Source organism: Microbacterium ginsengisoli, from assembly GCF_000956535.1.
Classification (GTDB): Bacteria; Actinomycetota; Actinomycetes; order Actinomycetales; family Microbacteriaceae; genus Microbacterium; species Microbacterium ginsengisoli.
Genome location: NZ_JYIY01000080.1, coordinates 74,046 through 92,611, shown reverse-complemented (window position 1 = coordinate 92,611; position 18,566 = coordinate 74,046). Strand labels below are relative to the sequence as shown.

General features: G+C 70.7%; 18 protein-coding genes and 1 tRNA gene. 5 read left to right on the top strand and 14 right to left on the bottom strand.

The window, feature by feature from the left end; translation table 11 throughout:
- Positions 1-34: 34 nt before the first annotated feature.
- Positions 35-1,510 carry an ABC transporter permease gene (locus RR49_RS13735; protein ID WP_045248659.1) on the bottom strand — a complete coding sequence of 492 codons (1,476 nt, stop codon included), beginning with the start codon at positions 1,508-1,510 and terminating at the stop codon, positions 35-37.
- A gap of 174 nt (positions 1,511-1,684) precedes the next feature.
- Here RR49_RS13735 and RR49_RS13730 point away from each other — a divergent pair, with 174 nt between their 5' ends.
- Entirely contained in the window at positions 1,685-2,422 is a 738-nt protein-coding gene (locus RR49_RS13730; RefSeq protein WP_045248658.1) for a response regulator transcription factor, read from the top strand.
- Positions 2,422-3,936, top strand: coding sequence for a sensor histidine kinase (locus RR49_RS13725; RefSeq protein WP_045248657.1), 1,515 nt, complete (start codon positions 2,422-2,424; stop codon positions 3,934-3,936). Before RR49_RS13730 ends, RR49_RS13725 begins: the two co-directional genes overlap by 1 nt.
- 33 nt (positions 3,937-3,969) lie before the next feature.
- Here the strand turns inward: RR49_RS13725 and RR49_RS13720 are convergent, their stop codons facing one another.
- The 6 genes from RR49_RS13720 to RR49_RS13695 all read right to left on the bottom strand — a co-directional run bounded on the left by RR49_RS13720 (position 3,970) and on the right by RR49_RS13695 (position 9,548).
- Positions 3,970-5,526 (bottom strand): FAD-dependent oxidoreductase, encoded by a 1,557-nt coding sequence (locus tag RR49_RS13720; RefSeq protein WP_045248656.1) that lies wholly within the window; start codon positions 5,524-5,526, stop codon positions 3,970-3,972.
- 11 nt (positions 5,527-5,537) lie between these two features.
- The gene (locus RR49_RS13715) at positions 5,538-6,395 is read right to left on the bottom strand and encodes an FAD:protein FMN transferase (protein WP_045248655.1); all 858 of its coding nucleotides are present in this window, start codon (positions 6,393-6,395) and stop codon (positions 5,538-5,540) included.
- Positions 6,392-6,865 (bottom strand): FMN-binding protein, encoded by a 474-nt coding sequence (locus RR49_RS13710; RefSeq protein WP_045248654.1) that lies wholly within the window; start codon positions 6,863-6,865, stop codon positions 6,392-6,394. Before RR49_RS13710 ends, RR49_RS13715 begins: the two co-directional genes overlap by 4 nt.
- A 131-nt stretch (positions 6,866-6,996) precedes the next feature.
- Positions 6,997-8,031 (bottom strand): ribose-phosphate diphosphokinase, encoded by a 1,035-nt coding sequence (locus RR49_RS13705; RefSeq protein WP_045248653.1) that lies wholly within the window; start codon positions 8,029-8,031, stop codon positions 6,997-6,999.
- Entirely contained in the window at positions 8,000-9,475 is a 1,476-nt protein-coding gene (glmU, locus tag RR49_RS13700) for a bifunctional UDP-N-acetylglucosamine diphosphorylase/glucosamine-1-phosphate N-acetyltransferase GlmU (protein ID WP_045248729.1), read from the bottom strand. Before glmU ends, RR49_RS13705 begins: the two co-directional genes overlap by 32 nt.
- A gap of 1 nt (position 9,476) precedes the next feature.
- A tRNA-Gln gene (locus RR49_RS13695) sits at positions 9,477-9,548 on the bottom strand.
- A 100-nt stretch (positions 9,549-9,648) separates the two neighbouring features.
- Between RR49_RS13695 and RR49_RS13690 the strand changes: the two genes are divergently transcribed.
- Positions 9,649-10,146 carry a MarR family winged helix-turn-helix transcriptional regulator gene (locus RR49_RS13690; protein ID WP_045248652.1) on the top strand — a complete coding sequence of 166 codons (498 nt, stop codon included), beginning with the start codon at positions 9,649-9,651 and terminating at the stop codon, positions 10,144-10,146.
- 15 nt (positions 10,147-10,161) lie between these two features.
- Here RR49_RS13690 and RR49_RS13685 read toward each other — a convergent pair whose 3' ends face one another.
- Positions 10,162-10,854, bottom strand: coding sequence for a DUF4386 domain-containing protein (locus RR49_RS13685; RefSeq protein WP_045248728.1), 693 nt, complete (start codon positions 10,852-10,854; stop codon positions 10,162-10,164).
- Positions 10,855-10,965: 111 nt separating this feature from the next.
- Between RR49_RS13685 and RR49_RS13680 the strand changes: the two genes are divergently transcribed.
- Both RR49_RS13680 and RR49_RS13675 read left to right on the top strand, forming a co-directional pair.
- A complete protein-coding gene (locus tag RR49_RS13680) occupies positions 10,966-11,685 on the top strand; it encodes a TetR/AcrR family transcriptional regulator (RefSeq protein ID WP_045248651.1) in 720 nt (239 codons plus the stop codon).
- A gap of 41 nt (positions 11,686-11,726) precedes the next feature.
- Complete coding sequence (locus RR49_RS13675; protein WP_045248650.1) at positions 11,727-13,526, top strand: ABC-F family ATP-binding cassette domain-containing protein; 1,800 nt, start codon at positions 11,727-11,729, stop codon at positions 13,524-13,526.
- Positions 13,527-13,576: 50 nt separating this feature from the next.
- Here RR49_RS13675 and RR49_RS13670 read toward each other — a convergent pair whose 3' ends face one another.
- The 6 genes from RR49_RS13670 to RR49_RS13645 form a co-directional block, all read right to left on the bottom strand.
- Positions 13,577-14,485 carry an ABC transporter substrate-binding protein gene (locus RR49_RS13670; protein ID WP_045248649.1) on the bottom strand — a complete coding sequence of 303 codons (909 nt, stop codon included), beginning with the start codon at positions 14,483-14,485 and terminating at the stop codon, positions 13,577-13,579.
- Positions 14,486-14,564: 79 nt separating this feature from the next.
- Entirely contained in the window at positions 14,565-15,287 is a 723-nt protein-coding gene (locus RR49_RS13665) for an ABC transporter permease (protein ID WP_045248648.1), read from the bottom strand.
- Positions 15,287-15,973: an ABC transporter permease gene (locus RR49_RS13660; protein ID WP_045248647.1), complete on the bottom strand. Its 687-nt coding sequence runs from the start codon at positions 15,971-15,973 to the stop codon at positions 15,287-15,289. The genes RR49_RS13665 and RR49_RS13660 overlap by 1 nt, the downstream gene beginning before the upstream one ends.
- Positions 15,970-16,800 carry an ABC transporter ATP-binding protein gene (locus RR49_RS13655; RefSeq protein ID WP_045248646.1) on the bottom strand — a complete coding sequence of 277 codons (831 nt, stop codon included), beginning with the start codon at positions 16,798-16,800 and terminating at the stop codon, positions 15,970-15,972. Before RR49_RS13655 ends, RR49_RS13660 begins: the two co-directional genes overlap by 4 nt.
- A gap of 11 nt (positions 16,801-16,811) precedes the next feature.
- Positions 16,812-17,114, bottom strand: coding sequence for a DUF427 domain-containing protein (locus RR49_RS13650; protein ID WP_045248645.1), 303 nt, complete (start codon positions 17,112-17,114; stop codon positions 16,812-16,814).
- Between the two features lie 132 nt (positions 17,115-17,246).
- Complete coding sequence (locus RR49_RS13645) at positions 17,247-18,563, bottom strand: GNAT family N-acetyltransferase (protein ID WP_048808816.1); 1,317 nt, start codon at positions 18,561-18,563, stop codon at positions 17,247-17,249.
- Positions 18,564-18,566: the final 3 nt, after the last annotated feature.

The following is an 18,566-nucleotide window of genomic DNA, read 5'->3' as shown; positions in this document are numbered from 1 at the left end:
CCTGTCCTGACCTGTGTCGAAGGGATGCCGCGGCTCACGCGACCGAACGGAGGGCTTCGGCAGGGCTCAGCCGCGCCGCGCGCCAGCCGCCGAAGGCGCCTGCGACGACACCGCCGAGCACGGCCAGGCCGATGGCCGCCACGATCACCCAGACGGTGACGGGCGCGTGGAGGACGATGTTGCTGACCGCTTGGGTCGTCTGACCGAAGCCGCCCGGTGCGCCGCCACCGCCGCCGGGACCGCCCTGACCGCCGGTCGAGGTCGACGGGGCGGAGGAGATCGTCGGGGAGACGATGTTGATGATGATGATCCCGGCGAGGCCGATCACGAGTCCGACGACGCCGCCGATGAGGCCCTGCACGAGGGTCTCCCCCGCGACCTGCCCCACGACTCGGCCGTTCGACCAGCCGATCGCCTTGAGGGTGCCGAACTCCCGCGTGCGTCGCGAGACGCCCGAGATGGTGAAGAGCACGGCGAGCGCGAGGGCGACGACCAGCACGATGACCGAGAGCCAGGTGCCGAGGTTGGTGATGAGCGAGGTGGCGCTGGACAGCGAGCCCGACACGGTCGAGGCGAGGTCGCTCTGCGAGCTCACGGTCGCACCCGAGATCGCGGCGCTGAGGTCCGTCTTGATGCTCGAGATCGCATCGGCGGAGGTCGCCTGCACGTAGATCGTCGAAACCACGTCGCCGACGCCCGCGAGCTTCTGCGCGACATCCAAGGGGATGTAGACGTCGCTGGCCGTGTCGGCCGATGACGAGTCCGAGGTGCTCGAGGCGACGATCCCGACGATGGTCATGTCGGTGCCGCCGACCGAGATCGTGCTGCCGACGGCGAGGCTCTTGCTCGTGGCGTACGTCGAGTCGACGACTGCGACGTCGGTGCCCTTGTCGCTCGCGGTGAGCAGACGGCCGGAGCTGACGGTGACCGCCGAGAGGGGGCCGACAGTGGCGTTCGACGGGTCGATGCCGAGCACCGTGAACGAGTTCACGTCGAACGAGCTGGGGCCGCCCGCGCCCCCGCTCTCGCCGCCCGACGGCGGCTGACCCTGGGTGCCGGTCGACCCGCTCGACGAGCTCTGCGACGGGATCTGCCCCGAGAAGGTCATGTTGGTGAGGCTGAGCGCGCCGGATGCCGCGGCCACCCCGGTCGTCGAGGTGACCGTCGACAGCGCGGTGGCGTCGAGCGTGCCGCGGCGCATGTCGGTGACCAGGCGCGATTGGCTGAGGGTCGTCGTGCCGTCGGAGGTCGAGCCGTCGCCGCTGCCGAACTGGAAGCGGCCGTTGCTCGAATCGGTGGACGACCCGGGTTGACTCACTGCTCCGGTGACGGTCAGGTCGGTGCCGACGCCGTAGACGGACGCGAGCGCTTGGCTCTGCGCGTCCTTGACGCCTGCGGCGAGCGAGTTCACGATGACGACGAGCGCGATGGCGATCGCGAGTCCGGCCGCGACGATCGCCGTCTGCTTCTTGCGCCCACCGAGCTCGCGGCGCAGGTATCTCAGATACATGTGGAAGGTCTCCTCTCGGGGTCTGTGTCCCGCCTGGGACGGTAGGCACCGGGATGATGTGCGCGACATCTGTCGCCTATGTGCCGCCGATGAAGGGAGAGCCTTCCGAAACTCACAGCAGGGACATAGGATCTGCCATAGTCGACTCATAGACAGGCGCGCAGAATCGGAGGTATGACCACGCCCACCGTTGCACCCGCCCTCACCCGCGCCGACGGGACTCCCCCGCGTGTGCTCGTCGTCGACGACGAGCAGATGCTCACCGATCTGCTGTCTATGGCTCTGCGCATGGAGGGCTGGGACGTGAAGTCCGCGGCATCCGGCTTCCAGGCGCTGCAGGCGGCCCGCGACTTCGAGCCCGACGCCATGGTGCTCGACATCATGATGCCCGACCTCGACGGGATGTCGGTGCTGCACCGCCTGCGCCAGGCCGGCAGTGATGTGCCGGTGCTGTTCCTCACGGCGAAGGATTCGGTCAGCGACCGGGTCGCCGGACTCACCGCCGGCGGCGACGACTACGTCACGAAGCCGTTCAGCCTCGAGGAGGTCGTCGCGCGCCTTCGTGGTCTCATGCGTCGCGCCGGAACCGCCCAGGCGAGCGACGCCGAACCCATCCTGCGGGTCGGCGACCTGTCCCTCAACGAGGACAGCCACGAGGTCGAACGCGCGGGACGCGAGATCGAGCTGACCGCGACCGAGTTCGAGCTGCTGCGCTATCTCATGCGCAACCAGCGTCGCGTCGTGTCGAAGGCGCAGATCCTCGACCGCGTCTGGAACTACGACTTCGGCGGACGCTCCAGCGTCGTCGAGCTGTACATCTCGTACCTTCGCAAGAAGATCGACGCGGGCGAGACCCAGGCCCTTATCCACACGGTGCGCGGCGTGGGCTACATGATCAAAGCCTCGCAGTGATGGCCCGTTCCCCCCGGCAGTGGCTGCGACGCCGCTGGTCTCTGCAGACGCGCCTCATGGTCACAGTGATCGGCTTCGTCTCGGTTCTGCTGGTGGCGATCGGCTTCGCGACCGGTGCGATCCTGAACCACATCCTGCAGGACAACCTCACCGCGCGCCTCACGAACGAGATGCAGCTGCTGCGGGTCGATCAGACCTCGACCGCGGCCGAGATCCTCACCGGCGGACGCCAGGAGGCCGGCTTCCTCCTGGTGGTGCAGAACTTCTCTAACGGGCCGACGTCACCCCAGACCGTGACCGGCGCCTACGTCGGCAGCGACCTCACCGTGCACACGATGACCTCGGCCGACCAGTCCGCGCTCATCGCGGACCTGCGCACACCGGGCGATCCCGACAGCGGCGCGGTGACCGAGGCGACCGCGGGAACGCTGGGCAAGTACCGCCTGATGGCGGCGACGGCGCCCGGAGGCACCTACGTCATCATCGGCATCCCGACATCGACGCTCACCCAGACCGTCACCCCCATCCTCACGACGGTGGCCGGGGTGACGGTGGGCGGCCTCCTGCTGCTCGCCATCATCCTGACCTTCGTGATCCGGCGCAGCTTCGCTCCGCTGCGTGCCGTCGCCGACACCGCCACGCGCGTCGCCGCGCTCCCGCTCTCCGAGGGTGACGTGTCGATCTCTGAACGCGTGCCGAACGGGCAGACCGACGACACGACCGAGATCGGGCGCGTGGGACTCGCCCTGAACACGCTGCTCGATCACGTCGACGAGTCCCTGGCCGCGCGCCATCGCAACGAGGAGCGGATGCGGCAGTTCGTCGCCGACGCGAGCCACGAGCTGCGCACACCCCTCGCCTCCATCCGCGGCTATTCGGAGCTGTCGCTGCGCGCGATGCGTCAGGCACCGGCGATGGCGATCGAGAACACCGAGCAGGCGCTGGAGCGCATCCAGGCGCAGTCGCTGCGCATGTCGGCCCTCGTCGAGGACCTGCTGCTCCTGGCGCGCCTGGAAGAGGGCCAGGAACTCGTCTACAGCGGCGTCGACCTCACCCGGGTCACCGTCGAGGCGCTCGGCGACGTACAGCACACCGGACCCGATCACACCTGGGTGATGGATGTCGCGGCGGAGCCCATCGTCGTCGCCGGCGACGCCGCGCGGCTCAGCCAGGTGATCGTCAACCTGCTCGCCAACGCGCGCACCCACACCCCGGCGGGCACCACGGTGACCTTGACCCTCCAGCAGCAGGGTGGCGAGGCGGTGCTGTCCGTGCACGACGACGGTCCGGGCATCGCCCCGGAGATCGCCGACGAGCTGTTCGAGCGTTTCGCGCGCGCCGATTCCTCACGCGCCCGCCGCACCGGCGGCACCGGGCTCGGCCTCTCGATCGCCCGCGCCATCGTGCACGCGCATCACGGCTCCATCGTGGTGTCGTCGAAGCCGGGCGACACCACGTTCACCGTGCGTCTCCCCGCTCGTCCCGAGCAGATCGCCCGCGCCGACGCCGCGTGAGCCGGGCGGGTGGGCTCCTCCGCGCCCGCCCGCTCAGTAGCCGCTGAAGGCGTCGGTCGCGACCGACTTCGCGCTCGCGAGCGCCGGCGCGAGGTCGGCGATCAGCGCCGCCGGGCCGGAGATGTACGCGTGGCGCGCGGACAGATCGGGAACGGCGCTGCGGAGAGCCGCGGCATCCAATCGGGATCCGCCAGCCCAGCGCCAGCCCGCCGGAAGCGCGCCCGGGTCTTCTCGGGTGAACACCACGACCGGGACGCCGGTGCGCGCGAGCTCGTCGCGGAACACGACGTCATCGGCGCCTGCGGCGACGTAGACGAGCACCGTGTCGCGCGCGATGCCTGCGAGGTGGTCGTGGCGCAGCTGCGACACGAACGGCGTCACCCCGATCCCCGCCGCGACCAGGAGGACGGGGGCCGGCGTGCGTGGCAGCACGAAGTCGCCCCAGACGCCGGTGGCGGCGAGCACGTCTCCCGGCTCGACCTCGGCGAGAGCGCGCTTGTAGGAGCTCTGCGCTCCCCGACCGTCGCGGAACGCGATGCGCACCTCGGGAAGGTCCTCGGGAGCGGACACGATGCTGAACTCGCGGCGGGTGCCACGGGCGTCCGGTCGCCGATGCGGCACGTCGAGCTCGAGGTACTGCCCCGCCTCGAACCGGAAGCGCCGCTTCGCGCGGAAGGTGAGCGCGGCGAGGGTCGGGGCGAGCTGCTCGCGGGAGACCAGGGTGAGCCGCACCGCCTGACGCAGCGCGAACGCGAAGGCGACGAGGTTGGCGATGACGAGCGCCCGCTCCTGGCCGAGGGTGATCTCACCGAGCGGGATCGGCCAGCCGGCCAGCACACCCGCGACCGCGGCGACCGCGAACTGCTGCCACCGGCGTGGCGGAAGGGTCAGGGGCTCGGACAGCATGAACGCGCCGAGGAAGAGGAACGGGCTCTGCAGCAGCGCGAACTGCAGCGCCGTACCGAGGTCGAAGGCGAAGCCGGCGGCGGCATACTGCACGGCCTGGCGCACGACCGAGACCCCGACGGCGAGCACCAGGAACAGCAGCACGACCCGAACCTTCTCGGTGCGCCAGACGACGGCAAGGCCGAACAGCGCCACCGGCAGCGCGAGCGCGGGCGCTCCCACCCACCAGCCGGAGGCGCCGAGCGCCGGCACGGCGATGCCGAGCAGTGTCAGCACTGTCGCCCCGGCTGCGGCCGGGTTGAGCACGTGACGTCCCCGCCACACGAGCACGTACTTGGATGCCGCGGCCACCGCGCCCGCGATCGCGATGCCGCCGAGTCCCGCCGGGTCGAGTGTCGGCCAGAGCACGAACAGCAGGATGCCGGCCGTGATGAGCGACGACTCGATGCGACCACCGAGGCGCAGCAGGCGCTGGGCCGCGGCATCCGTCGCGACGCACACGACCACCAGCACCGCTGCCGTCGCGGCGAGCTCGCCTGGGGTCGGGCCGACGAGCCCGGCGAACGACAGCGCCAGCGAGATCACCGCGAGCGCGGCGAGGGAGAGCAGCACGAGTCGGTACATCGACACGCGCCCCAGCACCGCGAACACCCGGTTCCAGAGCGCGGAGAGCTGAGCGTTCATCGGAGCCCCTTTCAGAAGAACAGGTCGACGGGCGCGTCGGGTGACCACTCGACCTGACCGTCGGTCGTCATGCGCACCCAGTGCGCGTCGAGGGATGCCGCGGCCCGCGGCCCCTCGTCGAAGAACAGCACGGTGGCGGCAGCATCCGCCGTCATCGCATCGGAGGCGATCGCCCACGTCGCCGCGACCGTGCGCACCGGTTCGCCGGTGCGTGCATCGAGCACGTGGTGCAGGCCGTCACCCCACGCCCGACGGTTCACCGCAGAGGCGCACAGCGCCCCGGACGCGACTGTCGCCACCCCGATCGCGCGGGACGGGTCGTAGGGGTGCTCGAGGCCGATGCGCTCGGTCACGCCGTACACGGCGATGTCGCCGCTGGCGTCGACGACGTGCGTGTCATGGGTCTCGGCGAGCGCGGCCGACACCCGGTCGACGAGACGCCCCTTGCCGATGGCGCCCACATCGATCACGGCGGGCGCGTCGAGCGAGAGCGTGTCGTCGTGCCAGTGCAGGATGTCGCGCCACGCGGCCGGAGCGGGCATCGCCCCGCCCGCGACGAACGAATAGGCGGGGTCGTAGCCGAGGGCGTCGAGAGAACGGCCCACGAGCGGGTTCACCGCTCCCCCGGTCTCGTCCGAGAGCCGGGCGTACAGGTCGAGCATCGAGGCGCCGTCCGCAGGGAGCGGCGCCGAACCCCCCGCCGACAGGCGCGCGACGAGCGAGTCCGACCGGAAGCGGGACCACTGCTCGTCGAACTGCGCGACGAGCTCCCCGACCCTCGTGCGCACCCGCCCGGAGACCGGAGCCTCGGTCTCGACCGCCCACCGGGTGCCGATCGCGTCGAACTCCCAACGGGCGGAGAAGGTCACGCCGCCGCTTCGGTCTTGATCTCGGCGATCGCCTTGTTGAAGCCGCCGCTGGTCAGCGAGGAGCCCGCGACACGGCTCACCGAGATGCTGTCGATGCTCTTGCCGACGACCTCGGCGGAGATCCCGCCGATGAACTGCGACTGGTACTGCTGCGACTCGCGGGCCTGCGGGTTGCCGGTGACTTCGACGCTCTCGATCACACCGGACGCGAGCGTGACGGTGACGTCGATCGTCTCGACCGACTCGGGAGTCTGGTAGGAGCCCGTCGCGCTGAACGTGCCGTCCTTGTAGGAGCCCGAGGACGTCGATCCCGACGAGGTCGACGAGCCGCTGGTGCCGGACTGCGAGCCGGAGCCCGTGGTCGAGGTCGTCGAGGTCGTGGAGCAGCCGGCGAGCACGGCGATGCCGGCGATGCCGAGCAGGGCTGCGGAGGTGCGGACGGTGCGGGGTACGGCAGTGGTGCGGATCATGAAGGTCCTCCTGCGTCGGTTCCGGGGGCCGCCCGGAGCTCCGGGCTCATCCATCCTTGCGAATGAATCTGGACGATCGTGCAGAACGGGCAACCGGTTGTGGGTGACGCGGGCCCGCGGCATCCGCCCGGTCAGGCAGCCCCGTCGAACATGCTCGTGACGGAGCCGTCCTCGAACACCTCGTGGATCGCGCGGGCGAGCAGCGGCGAGATCGGCAGGATCGTGAGCCCCGGGAACCGCTTCTCGGGGGCGAGCGGGATCGAATCGGTGACCACGACCTCGTCGATCGACGAGTCCTGCAGCCGGGTGGTCGCGGGATCGCTGAAGACCGCGTGGGTCGCTGCGACGATGACGCGGCGCGCGCCGTTCGCCTTGAGCGCCTGGGCGGCCTTCACGATCGTGCCGCCGGTGTCGATCATGTCGTCGACGAGGAGACACACACGGCCGTCGACCCGGCCGACGATCTCGTTGACCGTGACCTGGTTCGCGACATTCGGGTCGCGGCGTTTGTGGATGATCGCGAGGGGTGCGTCGAGGCTGTCCGACCATGTGTCGGCGACCCGCACGCGACCGGTGTCGGGAGAGACGACGGTCAGCAGCTCGCGGTCCTCGGGGCTCAGCGTGGTGTGGAAGTGCTCGAGCAGCACGGGCTTGGCGAAGAGGTGGTCGACGGGGCCGTCGAAGAAGCCCTGGATCTGCGCGGCGTGCAGGTCCACGCTCATGACGCGGTCGGCGCCGGCGGTCTTCATGAGGTCGGCGACCAGGCGCGCCGAGATTGGCTCACGCCCGCGCCCCTTCTTGTCCTGACGGGAGTAGGGGTAGTACGGCGCCACCACCGTGATGCGCTTCGCCGAGGCGCGCTTGGCGGCGTCGAGCATGATGAGCAGCTCCATGAGCCACTCGTTGACCGGCGGGCCGAAGGACTGCAGTAGGAACACGTCGCACCCACGGATCGAGACCTCGAACCGCGTCAGCATCTCGCCCGACGCGAATGTGCGGTACTCGGTCGGCACGAGCTCGGTGCCGAGCTCAGCGGCGACGGCGGCGGCGAGCTCGGGGTGCGAGCTGCCGGTGGCGACGACGAGTCGCTTCTTGGTCTTGGCGACCAGCCCCGGCGCTATGCCGCGTTCCCGATCAAGATCGACCGTCTTGTCCTTGCGCGCCATCGTCTGCCTTCTGTGCCTGGCGGGCCCGCTCCGCGACCTGCGCGGCCTGGGTGCCCGAGCGATTCTTCTCGACCCACCCCTCGATGTTGCGCTGAGGGGCGACGCTGAGGGCCAGGGCGCCGGCCGGGACGTCCTTGCGGATGACGGCGCCGGCTCCGGTCTTCGCGCCATCACCGATCCTAACGGGCGCGACGAAGACGTTGTGCGAGCCCGAGTGCACCTCGTCGCCGATCTCCGTGCGGTGCTTGACCAGATCGTCGTAGTTCGCTGTGATCGCGCCCGCCCCGAGGTTCACGCCGCGCCCGATCGTCGTGTCGCCGATGTACGACAGGTGGGGCACCTTGCTGTCCTCGCCGATCGTGGAGTTCTTCACCTCCACGAACGTGCCCACCTTCGCTCCGCGGGACAGCTCCGCTCCCGGACGCAGATAGGCGAACGGACCCACGTTGGCCTTCTCGCCGATGACCGCGAGCGTCGCATCCGAACGACGAACGGTCGCCCCGGCGCCGACCTCGCAGTCCACGAGACTCGTGTCGGGACCGATGATCGCCCCCTCGCCGATCGTCGTCGCCCGCAGCACGAGCGTGTTCGGCAGCAGGGTCACATCGGGGGCGAGCGTCGCGGTGACATCGATCCACGTCGTCGCCGGATCGAGCACGTTCACACCGTCGAGCTGCCATCGGCGCACCGTGCGCGCGTTGAGCGTGCGCGCCGCATCCGACAGCTGCACGCGGTCGTTGATGCCGAGGGCCGTGGATGCATCGGGGGCACCGTACGCCGCTACCCGCTCCCCCGCAGCGCACGCGAGGGCGACGACGTCGGTGAGGTACCGCTCACCCTGCGCGTTGGCAGCCGTGAGGCCCGGCAGATGGGCGCGCAGCGTCGCGGCGCGGACGACATAGACACCGGCGTTGATCTCGGTGATCGCGAGCTCGGCGGCCGCCGCATCCTTCTGCTCGACGATGCGCTCGAGACCACCCCCGGCGCCGCGCACGATGCGCCCATAGCCGGTCGGGTCGTCGACCTGGGCCGAGAGCACCGACACCGCGGCATCCGCCAGCCGATGCGAGGTCACGAACCCCGCGAGCACCGGCGCTTCGAGCAGCGGCACGTCGCCGGAGAGCACGAGCACATCGCCGTCGAAGTCATCGAGCGCATCAACGGCGAGCTCGGCCGCGCGCCCCGTGCCCGGGATGTCGTCCTGATCGACGACCTGCACGCCCGGCAGCGCGTCGAGCGCCGCCGCGGCGACGAGGTCGCGCTCATGCCGCACCACCACCACGACCCGGTCGGGCTCCAGCTCGATCGCCGTCGAGAGCACATGCGCGAGCAGCGACCGCCCGCCCAGCTGATGGAGCACCTTCGGCAGCGACGACTTCATGCGGGTGCCCTGGCCGGCGGCGAGGATGACGACGGCGAGGCCGGTGGCGTTCTGCTCGTTCATGCTCCGCCGCCAGGACTCGAACCTGAACCTCACAGCTCCAAAGGCTGTCGTGCTGCCATTACACCACGGCGGACCGGCCCGCCCACGGCCTGCGCCGTCGGGAACCGCCCCCAAGTCTGCCACCTCGCCGCCCCGCGCCCGGGACCGGAGACGCGGCGCGCGATAATGGGCGGATGGCACCCGAGAGCGACGAGGTCGACCGCATCGTCGAGGCCTGGATGACCCAGCGCCCCGACCTCGACTTCTCGCCTCTCGAAGTGCTCTCCCGCGTCGACCGGCTCTCCCGCCACCTCGACCGCGCCCGGCGTGAGGCGTTCCGCCGCAGCGAGCTCGAACCGTGGGAGTGGGACGTGCTGTCGGCGCTGCGCCGCGCCGGCGAGCCCTACCAGCTGAGCCCGAAGACCCTCCTGCAGCAGACCCTCGTCTCGAGCGGCACCATGACAAACCGCATCGACCGGCTCGTGGGGCGCCGCCTCGTGCAGCGCGAGGCCGACCCGGCCGACGGGCGCAGCATCCTGGTGACCCTCACCGACGACGGTCGCGTGCGCGTCGACGCCGCGATCACGCGTCTCGTCGATGCTGAGGCGCACCTGCTCGAGCGGCTCTCGCGCACCGATCGCGAACGCCTCGCGTCTTTGCTGCGCAAGCTCAGCCTCGGATTCGACGCCTGACGCGCCGCGGCGCCCTCATCCGGCAGCGACGCCGACCGCGTCGGGCGCGTCGGCCCGCGTCGCCGCCCGCGGGCCACGCACGATGAGGTACACGGCGAGGCTGATCTCCCACGCGAAGATCGGCACGGCCGCGAGCGCTGCGGTGGGAGACACCTGGCTCTGCAGCCCGAACAGCACCGCGAGGTTCGACAGCACGACGAGCGGTGCGCCGACGAGACCGAGCACGGGGATCCAGACCGGCACCAGCCGCGTGCGGCGCAGGGCTGCCGCCAGCACGAGCGTGTTGGCGCCGATCACGAGCCCGGGCCCGACGAGGAACGCGGCGCGGTACAGGGCGAGCAGCGCTACGCCCGCGGCATCCGAGCCCGCGGCGTGCTGCCCGCGCACGGCAAGCGCGCCGAGCACGGCGACGGCGCCGAGCAGGATGACCGACGCCTCGAGCGTGCGCAGGGCGAGGTAGGCCGAGGCCGAACGAGGCTCCGGTCGGCGCAGGACGGGCAGCAGCGCGACAGCGGTGCCCACCACCGCGATCGCGAGGATCACGTCGAGCACGGCACCGAGACGCTGGGCGAGCCCGGACGCATCGCTGTCCATCCAGCCCGCATCGGTCAGCATCGGGCCGTAGAGGGCGACCGCGCCGACCGACGTGACGTGGGTGACGAGAAACAGGATGCCGGCGAGGACGCCGGTGCGGCGGAGGGGATTCACGGTGACTCCGATCGGTGACACGGGTGGGAGGAGAGGAGGTGTACGGCGTACACTTGTCTTCTCGAAGACTAGGGTGGACGGCGTACACCCGTCAAGCGGAGGAGGACACGGATGTCTGGTCCCGTGGCCGCGCGCGGCGATGACGCGGTCGAGAGCCCGCGGCGCGCGGCTCTGACGCTCGATCGCATCCTCGCGACCGCGATCGCGCTCGCCGACGAGACCGGCTACGACGCCCTGAGCATGCGACCTCTCGCCGAGCGCCTGGACGTCGTGCCGATGGCCCTCTACAAGCACGTGCGCAACCGGGACGAGCTGGTCGACCGGATGGTCGACGCCGTGCTCGCGAGCATCTCGCCGGACGTCGAGCCCGGCACGCACTGGAAGGCGGCGGCGCGGCGGCGAGTGCTCGCGGCACGCGGCGTCATGCTGCGCCATCCGTGGATGTGGCGTGCGATCGAGACGCGCACCTCCCCGAGCCCTGTCGTGCTCGACCAGCAGGAGGCGATGATCCGCACCCTCCGCGAGGGCGGACTCTCGGTCGCACTCGTGCACCACGCGATGCACGCCCTGGGCAGCCGCCTGTGGGGCTTCACCCAGGAGGTGTACGCGTCGGCGCCGCCGCCGACCGATCCGCAGGCGCTCGCGGCGGCGGCCGCGATGCTCGCCCAGCGCTGGCCGTACGTGCTGGAGTCGGCGGCGTCCGTCATGCACGACTCCGACTCGATCGTCGGACCCGGATGCGACGACGAGACGGAGTTCGAATTCGCGCTCGACCTCATCCTGGACGGCATCGAGCGTCTGCACGAGACGGGCTGGTCCCCCTCGCGCTGAAACCGGACGGCCGGGCCGACGGCGCCGCCTACGCTGGAGGGATGGCGCATCTGCTGGGCGGTGAGCACCTGCACGTCGAGTTCCCGGCGAAGGTGGTGCTCGACGACGTCACCGTCGGTGTCGCCGACGGCGACCGTATCGGCATCGTCGGCCGCAACGGCGACGGCAAGTCGACCCTCATGCGCGTGCTCATGCAGCGGTACGCACCGGATGCCGGCAAGGTGACGGTGCGCGGCGGCATCCGCGTCGGCATGCTCGCCCAGGACGACGCCCTGCCGGAGTCCGGCAGCGTGCAGCACACGATCGTCGGCGACCGGCCCGAGCACGAGTGGCTCGGGGACGCCCGGGTGCGCGACGTGCTCAAGGGGCTCGTCGGCGATCTCGCCCTCGACGCCGACGTCGACACGCTTTCCGGCGGCCAACGTCGCCGGGTCGCGCTCGCGCGTCTGCTCGTCGGCGACTGGGATGTCGTCGCCCTCGACGAGCCCACCAACCACCTGGACGTCGAAGGCATCACCTGGCTCGCGGAGCACCTGCGGGCGCGGTGGAGCGCGACATCCGGAGCCCTTCTGGTCGTCACGCACGACCGCTGGTTCCTCGACGCCGTCTGCACGCGCATGTGGGAGGTGCACGACGGCGAGGTGGAGCCGTTCGAGGGCGGGTACGGGGCATACATCCTGCAGCGCGTCGAACGCGACCGGCAGGCCGCCGTCGCCGAGGACAAGCGCCGCAACCTGCTGCGCAAGGAGCTCGCGTGGCTGCGCCGAGGGGCCCCGGCGCGCACGTCCAAGCCGAAGTTCCGCATCGATGCGGCGACCCAGCTGATCGAGGGCGAGCCCGACCCGCGCAACGGCATCGAGCTGACCAAGCTCGCCACCGCCCGACTCGGAAAGGACGTTGTCGACCTCGTCGACGCCTCCGTCTCGTTCGACGAGAAGCCCGTGCTCGATCGAGTGGAGTGGCGCATCGCCCCCGGCGAGCGCACCGGCATCCTCGGGGCGAACGGCGCGGGCAAGTCGACCCTGCTCGCACTCGTGGCCGGCACCCTCGCCCCCACGTCCGGGCGCGTCAAGCGGGGGCAGACCGTCAAGGTCGCGCACCTGACGCAGCGGCTCACCGAGCTCGAGCCGGTCGAACGCCTGCGGGTGCGCGAGGTGCTGGCCGAGCAGAAGACGACCTACGTCGCCGGCGGCAAGGAGCTCACGCCCGCCCAGCTGCTCGAACGGCTCGGCTTTCGCGCATCGGAGCTGTCGACGCCGGTCGGCGACCTCTCCGGCGGTCAGAAGCGGCGCCTGCAGCTGCTGCTGGTGCTCATGGGCGAACCGAACGTGCTCATCCTCGACGAGCCGACCAACGACATGGACACGGACATGCTCGCCGCCCTCGAGGACCTGCTCGACACGTGGCCGGGCACCCTGCTGGTCGTCTCCCACGATCGCTATTTCATGGAGCGCGTCACCGATCAGCAGTACGCCGTGCTCGACCACCGCTTCCGCCACCTGCCCGGCGGCGTCGATGAGTACCTGCGCCTGCGGGCCGCGATGACGGATGCCGCGTCACGCCCCGCGACCGCCGCGCCCCGGGCCGCGGCATCCACCCCCGCCGCATCGACCCCGGCCCTCTCGGGCGCCGAACGCCGGGCGGCCGAGAAGGAGCTCGCGGCCATCGACCGGCGACTCGCGAAGCTCGCGGAGCAGATCTCGGCGGTCGATGTGCGGCTCGCCGACGCGCACGACGACTACGCCGCGCTCGTGGCGCTGCAGACCGAGCGCGATCAGCTCACCACCGAGACCGTCGAACTCGAGGAGCGCTGGCTCGAGCTCGGCGAAGCGGTGGGCTGACAACGACCGGCATCGATCACCGCGCAGCCCACTCACCCCTCGTGCACCGCCTACTTGATGTTGTTCGCCGCGAGGAACGCCTTCGCGATGTCGGCCGGCGACTGCTTGTCGACCGTGCTCTGCACGTTGAGGGCGACGAGCTTCTCGGGCGTGAGCGCGGCGCTCACCTGGTTGATGACGTCGGCGACGTCGCTCTCGATGCTCTTGGCGACGACCGGCACCACGTTCGACGCGAGGAAGAGCGCCTTCGGGTCCTTCAGCACGACCAGGTTGTCGGTCTGGATGCTCGGGTCGGCCGTGTACACGTTGGCGACGTTGACGGTACCGGCGACGAGGTCCTGCACGGTGGTGTCACCGGTCGCCGAGAACGCGACGGTCACGCCGTAGGTGGACTTCAGGCCGGTCGGGCCGTACGGACGCTCGGCGAGCTCGGGCGGTCCGCCGAGGGTGAGCGGCTCGGTGACCTTCGAGAGGTCGGCGATGGTGGTGAGCCCGTACTTGTCGGCGAACGCCTTCGTGACCGTGTAGGAGTCCTGATCGGTCGCGGTCGACTGGTTCAGCACCGTGAGATTCGACGGCAGGGCGGTCTGCAGGGCGGCGTAGACGTCGTCGGCCGACCGGGCGGTGGTGTTCGCGTCGAAGTACTGCAGCAGGTTGCCGGAGTACTCGGGGAACAGGGTGATCGCGCCGCTCTTGAGCTGCGGGATGTAGGCGTCGCGCTGGCCGATGTTGAACTGGCGGGTGACGGTCTTGCCGGCGCCTTCGAGGGCCTGGGCGTAGATCTCGGCGATGATCTCGTTCGAGTAGTAGGCCTGCGATCCGATGACGATCGAGCCTCCCGCGCTCGTCGCGGTGGGGCCGGCGATCGAGCTGCTGGAGCCGCAGGCGCTCAGGGCGAGTGCGGCGACAGCGGCGATGGCGGCGGCGCCGATGACGCGTGCCGTGCGTGCTGTAGACATGGTGTCCTCTCTGGGTGCGTGAACCGAGGTTCTGGGCGATTCTTGGGGGTGGAGGGGGATGGAGCAAGACGGTGTGACGTCACGTGACGGCGAGAGCGGATGCCGCGGCGCGCCGTTCCCGGCGTGAGGTGCCGTGCTGACGCACGCCACGCGGCACCGAGGCCCACTGAGCGAGCGCCAGGATCGCGTCGAGGACGAGCGCCAACACGGCGACGAGGATGGCCCCGCCGAGCACGACGTCGTACTGGCGGAGGTTCAGCGCGGTGATGATCGGCAGCCCGAGTCCGCCGAGGTTGACGTAGGCGGCGATCGTCACCGTCGCGACGACCTGCAGCACGGCCGAGCGCAGTCCTCCCAGCAGCAGCGGCAGCCCGAGCGGAACCTCGACCTTCCAGAGGATCTGCCATTCGGTCATGCCGACCGCGCGCGCCGCGTCGATCGTGCGGCGGTCGATCGCCTCGAAGCCGGTGTAGGCGCCGGCGAGCAGCGGCGGGATGCCGAGCAGCACGAAGGTGATCACCGCGGCCTCGGGCTTGTGCAGCACGCCGAGCAGCAGCACGAGGAAGATCAGAAGTCCGAAGGACGGGATGGCACGGGCGGCGCCCGAGACGGCTACGGCGACCTCGCGACCGCGGCCGGTGTGCCCGATGAGCCAGCCGAGCGGCACCGCGATGAGCGCCGCGATGAGCACCGAGAGGAACGTGTAGTACAGCTGCTGCGCGAACAGGATGGGCAGCGCGTCCGTTCCGGTCAGTCGATCGGGCGAGAAGATCCAGGCGAGGGCCCCGGTGAACAGATCCATCAGGCGACCTCTGCCCCGGCGAGCACCCGGCGGGTACGTGCGCGGACGGTGCGGGAGCGTCGAGCCCAGGGCATGAGCAGGCGCCCCCCGAGTACCAGCAGCGCGTCGATCAGCAGCGCGATGACCATCACCGCGACGACACCCGCGAGCACCTCTTCGGTGATGCGGCGCTGCAGGCCGTTGGTGAACAGGTAGCCGAGGTTCTCGACGCCGACGAGGATGCCGACGGTGGCGAGCGCGATCGTGGAGACGGATGTCACCCGCAGCCCGGCGAGGATCACCGGGCCGGCGAGCGGCAGGTCGACAGTGAAGAAGCGACGCGCACCGCCGTAGCCGAGCGCGACCGCCGCCTGCCGCACGGACGGGTCGACCGACTGCAAGCCGTCGACCACCGAGCGCACGAGGATCGCGACGGCGTAGATCGTGAGCGCCACGATGAGGTTCGTCTCGCTCAGCGCGGAGTATCCGAACACAGACGGCAGGATGATCAGCAGCGCGAGCGAGGGGATCGTGTAGAGCAGCCCGGTCACGGTGATCAGCCAGCCGCGCAGCAGGCGGTAGCGCCACGCCGCCCAGCCGAGCGGGATGGCGATCACGAGTCCGAGCACGATGGCGATCAGGCTCTGGCGCAGGTGCGAGACCGCGAGCCCCGCGATGAGGCCGAGGTTGTCGCCGACCCAGATCACGACGACGCGCCCTCGGTCGCGAGGATGCCCTGGGTGCGGCCGTCGGCGTCGACGACGGCCGTTCCGCCGCCCGCGGTCGGTCGCAGCGACAGCGCACGCTTACCCCGGTCAGCTCCGATGAACGATCGCACGAAGTCGTCGGCGGGCGCCTCGATGATCTCGTCGGGCGTGCCGACCTGGGCGATCGCGGCACCCTTCGCGAGGATGACGACCTGGTCGCCGAGCAGGAACGCCTCGTCGATGTCGTGGGTGACGAACACGATCGTCTTGCCGATGTCGCGCTGCAGACGCAGGAGTTCCTGTTGCAGCTCGGCACGAACGATGGGGTCGACGGCACCGAAGGGCTCGTCCATCAGGAGGATGTTCGGATCCGCCGCGAGCCCTCGCGCGACGCCCACGCGCTGCTGCTGACCGCCCGAGAGCTGGTTCGGATACCGCGCGGCGAGCGCACGATCGAGCCCGACCGTGTCCATCAGTTCGAGCGCCCGCGCCCGCGCGGCACGGCGGGTGGCACCGGTGAGCCGCGGAACCGTGGCGATGTTGTCGACGACGCTGAGGTGCGGCAGCAGCCCCGCGTTCTGCATAACGTAGCCGATGCTGCGGCGCAGGGCCACGGCCGACCGATCGGCGATGTTCTCTCCATCGATCTCGATGCGCCCGGCGGTCGGCTCGACCATGCGGTTGATCATGCGCAGCAGGGTGGTCTTGCCGCAGCCCGAGGAGCCCACGAACACGGTGGTGGACCGTGCGGGAAGCTGCAGGGAGAAGTCGGCGACGGCGCGGGTGCCGTCGGGGAAGGTCTTGGATACGGCCGAGAATTCGATCATCGGTCGTCCTCTCAGTCGGTGATCTCGATCTCTTTCCAGAACGCGACGTACCCGGAGAAGTCGGCGCCGACCTTCTCGATCGCGGTGGGGTAGGGCTCGGGGTAGCTCCATGCCCGGTCGGTGAGCGCATGCCCGTCGACGGTCACGGTGAAGTACTGGCACGCGCCCTTCCAGGGGCACGTGTACGGCGTCGGGCTGGTGGTGAGTACACCCTCACGCACCGCCGCCGGCGGGAAGTACCAGTTGCCTTCGATACGGATCAGATCGGCCTCATCGGCCTCGGCGATCACGGTGTCGCCCAGTCGCGCCTGCATTGCGTCCTCCGTTCGGGGCGGCCGCCGGCCGCTCGCATCGCGGGCGGCGATCACCGCTCACGCATACGCTATTCGCAGCGGCGGACATTTCGGACGGGATTGTGACGCCGGATGTCGTGCGCTATGCCCGCATCAGTACCAGAAGCTCAGCCTGGGCGCCTGCGGCGCGGCGAACAGAGCGGATGCCGCGGCCACCCCGTCACCCGTGACCCGTCCCGCCGCAGCGAGGGTCGCGAGACGCACCCCTCCCAGGTAGGCGGCCGACAGTTCGGCGATGCCGAGGCGGAGGGACGGGGCATCCGTCGTCGCGTCGGCGGGGCGCACCGAACCGACGCCGCGCCCGTCCACATCGAGCAGCACACGGCCGGCGGCGAACCCGAGCGGGTCGGCGATCTCGATCACCACGCGCCCGGCGCCGCTGTAGCGACGGGCCTCGAGGGCGGCGACGACATCGAGGATGCGCACGTAGTGGTGATCGCGCACCGTGCGCTGTGCGGCACGCTGGTCGGCGATCATCCAGAGCAGCGGCTCGTCGACCGAGAGCTCGGTCGCCTCGATCCAGCCGATCAGATCCATCTCGAGGAAGAAGCGCCAGAGACCCGCGTAGGACTCGTCGTCGAGCGCGAGGAGGTACACGACCTCGAGGGTCGATCGGGCGAAGTCGTCGTGCGACTCCGTCACGCTGTAGAGCGCCACGCCGGTCACCTCCCCCGCCACCGTCGTGTAGACGACGGTGCGCAGCTCTTCGCCCTTCTCCGAGTCAGGACGCGTGCGCAGGAAGCGGTCCCAGTGGCCGGCCGGCATCGTGATCTCGCCCGGCCGGGCGAGGCGCACGCGGTCGTACAGCGGCTCGATCAGGACGCGTGCGTCGACTCTCGGCACGAAGTCCACGCGTCCCGGCGAGACCGGACCGATCCATCCGGCGCGCTTCGCCTCGATCCGCCAGTGCGCAGCCTCGGCGGCGGGGGCGAAGCCGTACCGGCCGTAGAGCGTCGACTCGCTCACGGTGAGGGTCGCAACCGGCACGCCGGCGGATGCCGCGGCCCGCAACTCGCCCTCCATCATCGCCCGCGCGAGACCCCGCCGTCGATGGGTGGGGGCGACGGTGACGGAGCTGATGGCGGCCGTGTCGATGAGCGCCGGCCCGGGGACGGTGAGCTCGGCGAGCCACGATGCGAACGTCGCGACAGGGGTGCCGGGCACCGGGGCGGAGTCGTCGTAGACGCCCAACCGGCGACGCGCCCGCAGCCCGTCGAACGCGGCCTGGCGCTGCACCTCGGAGCGCTCGGTGCCGAGGAATCCGCGGGAGACGGCCTCGATCCAGCCGTCCGAGGCGGCACGGTCCTCGTCCGTGACGAGGTCGGCGCGCAGCCCCAGGTCGCTGAGCCGGCGCGCCTGACGCTCATCGAGCGGGGCCGCCAGGAAGGCGGCGACGGCGGTGTCGTTCATGAT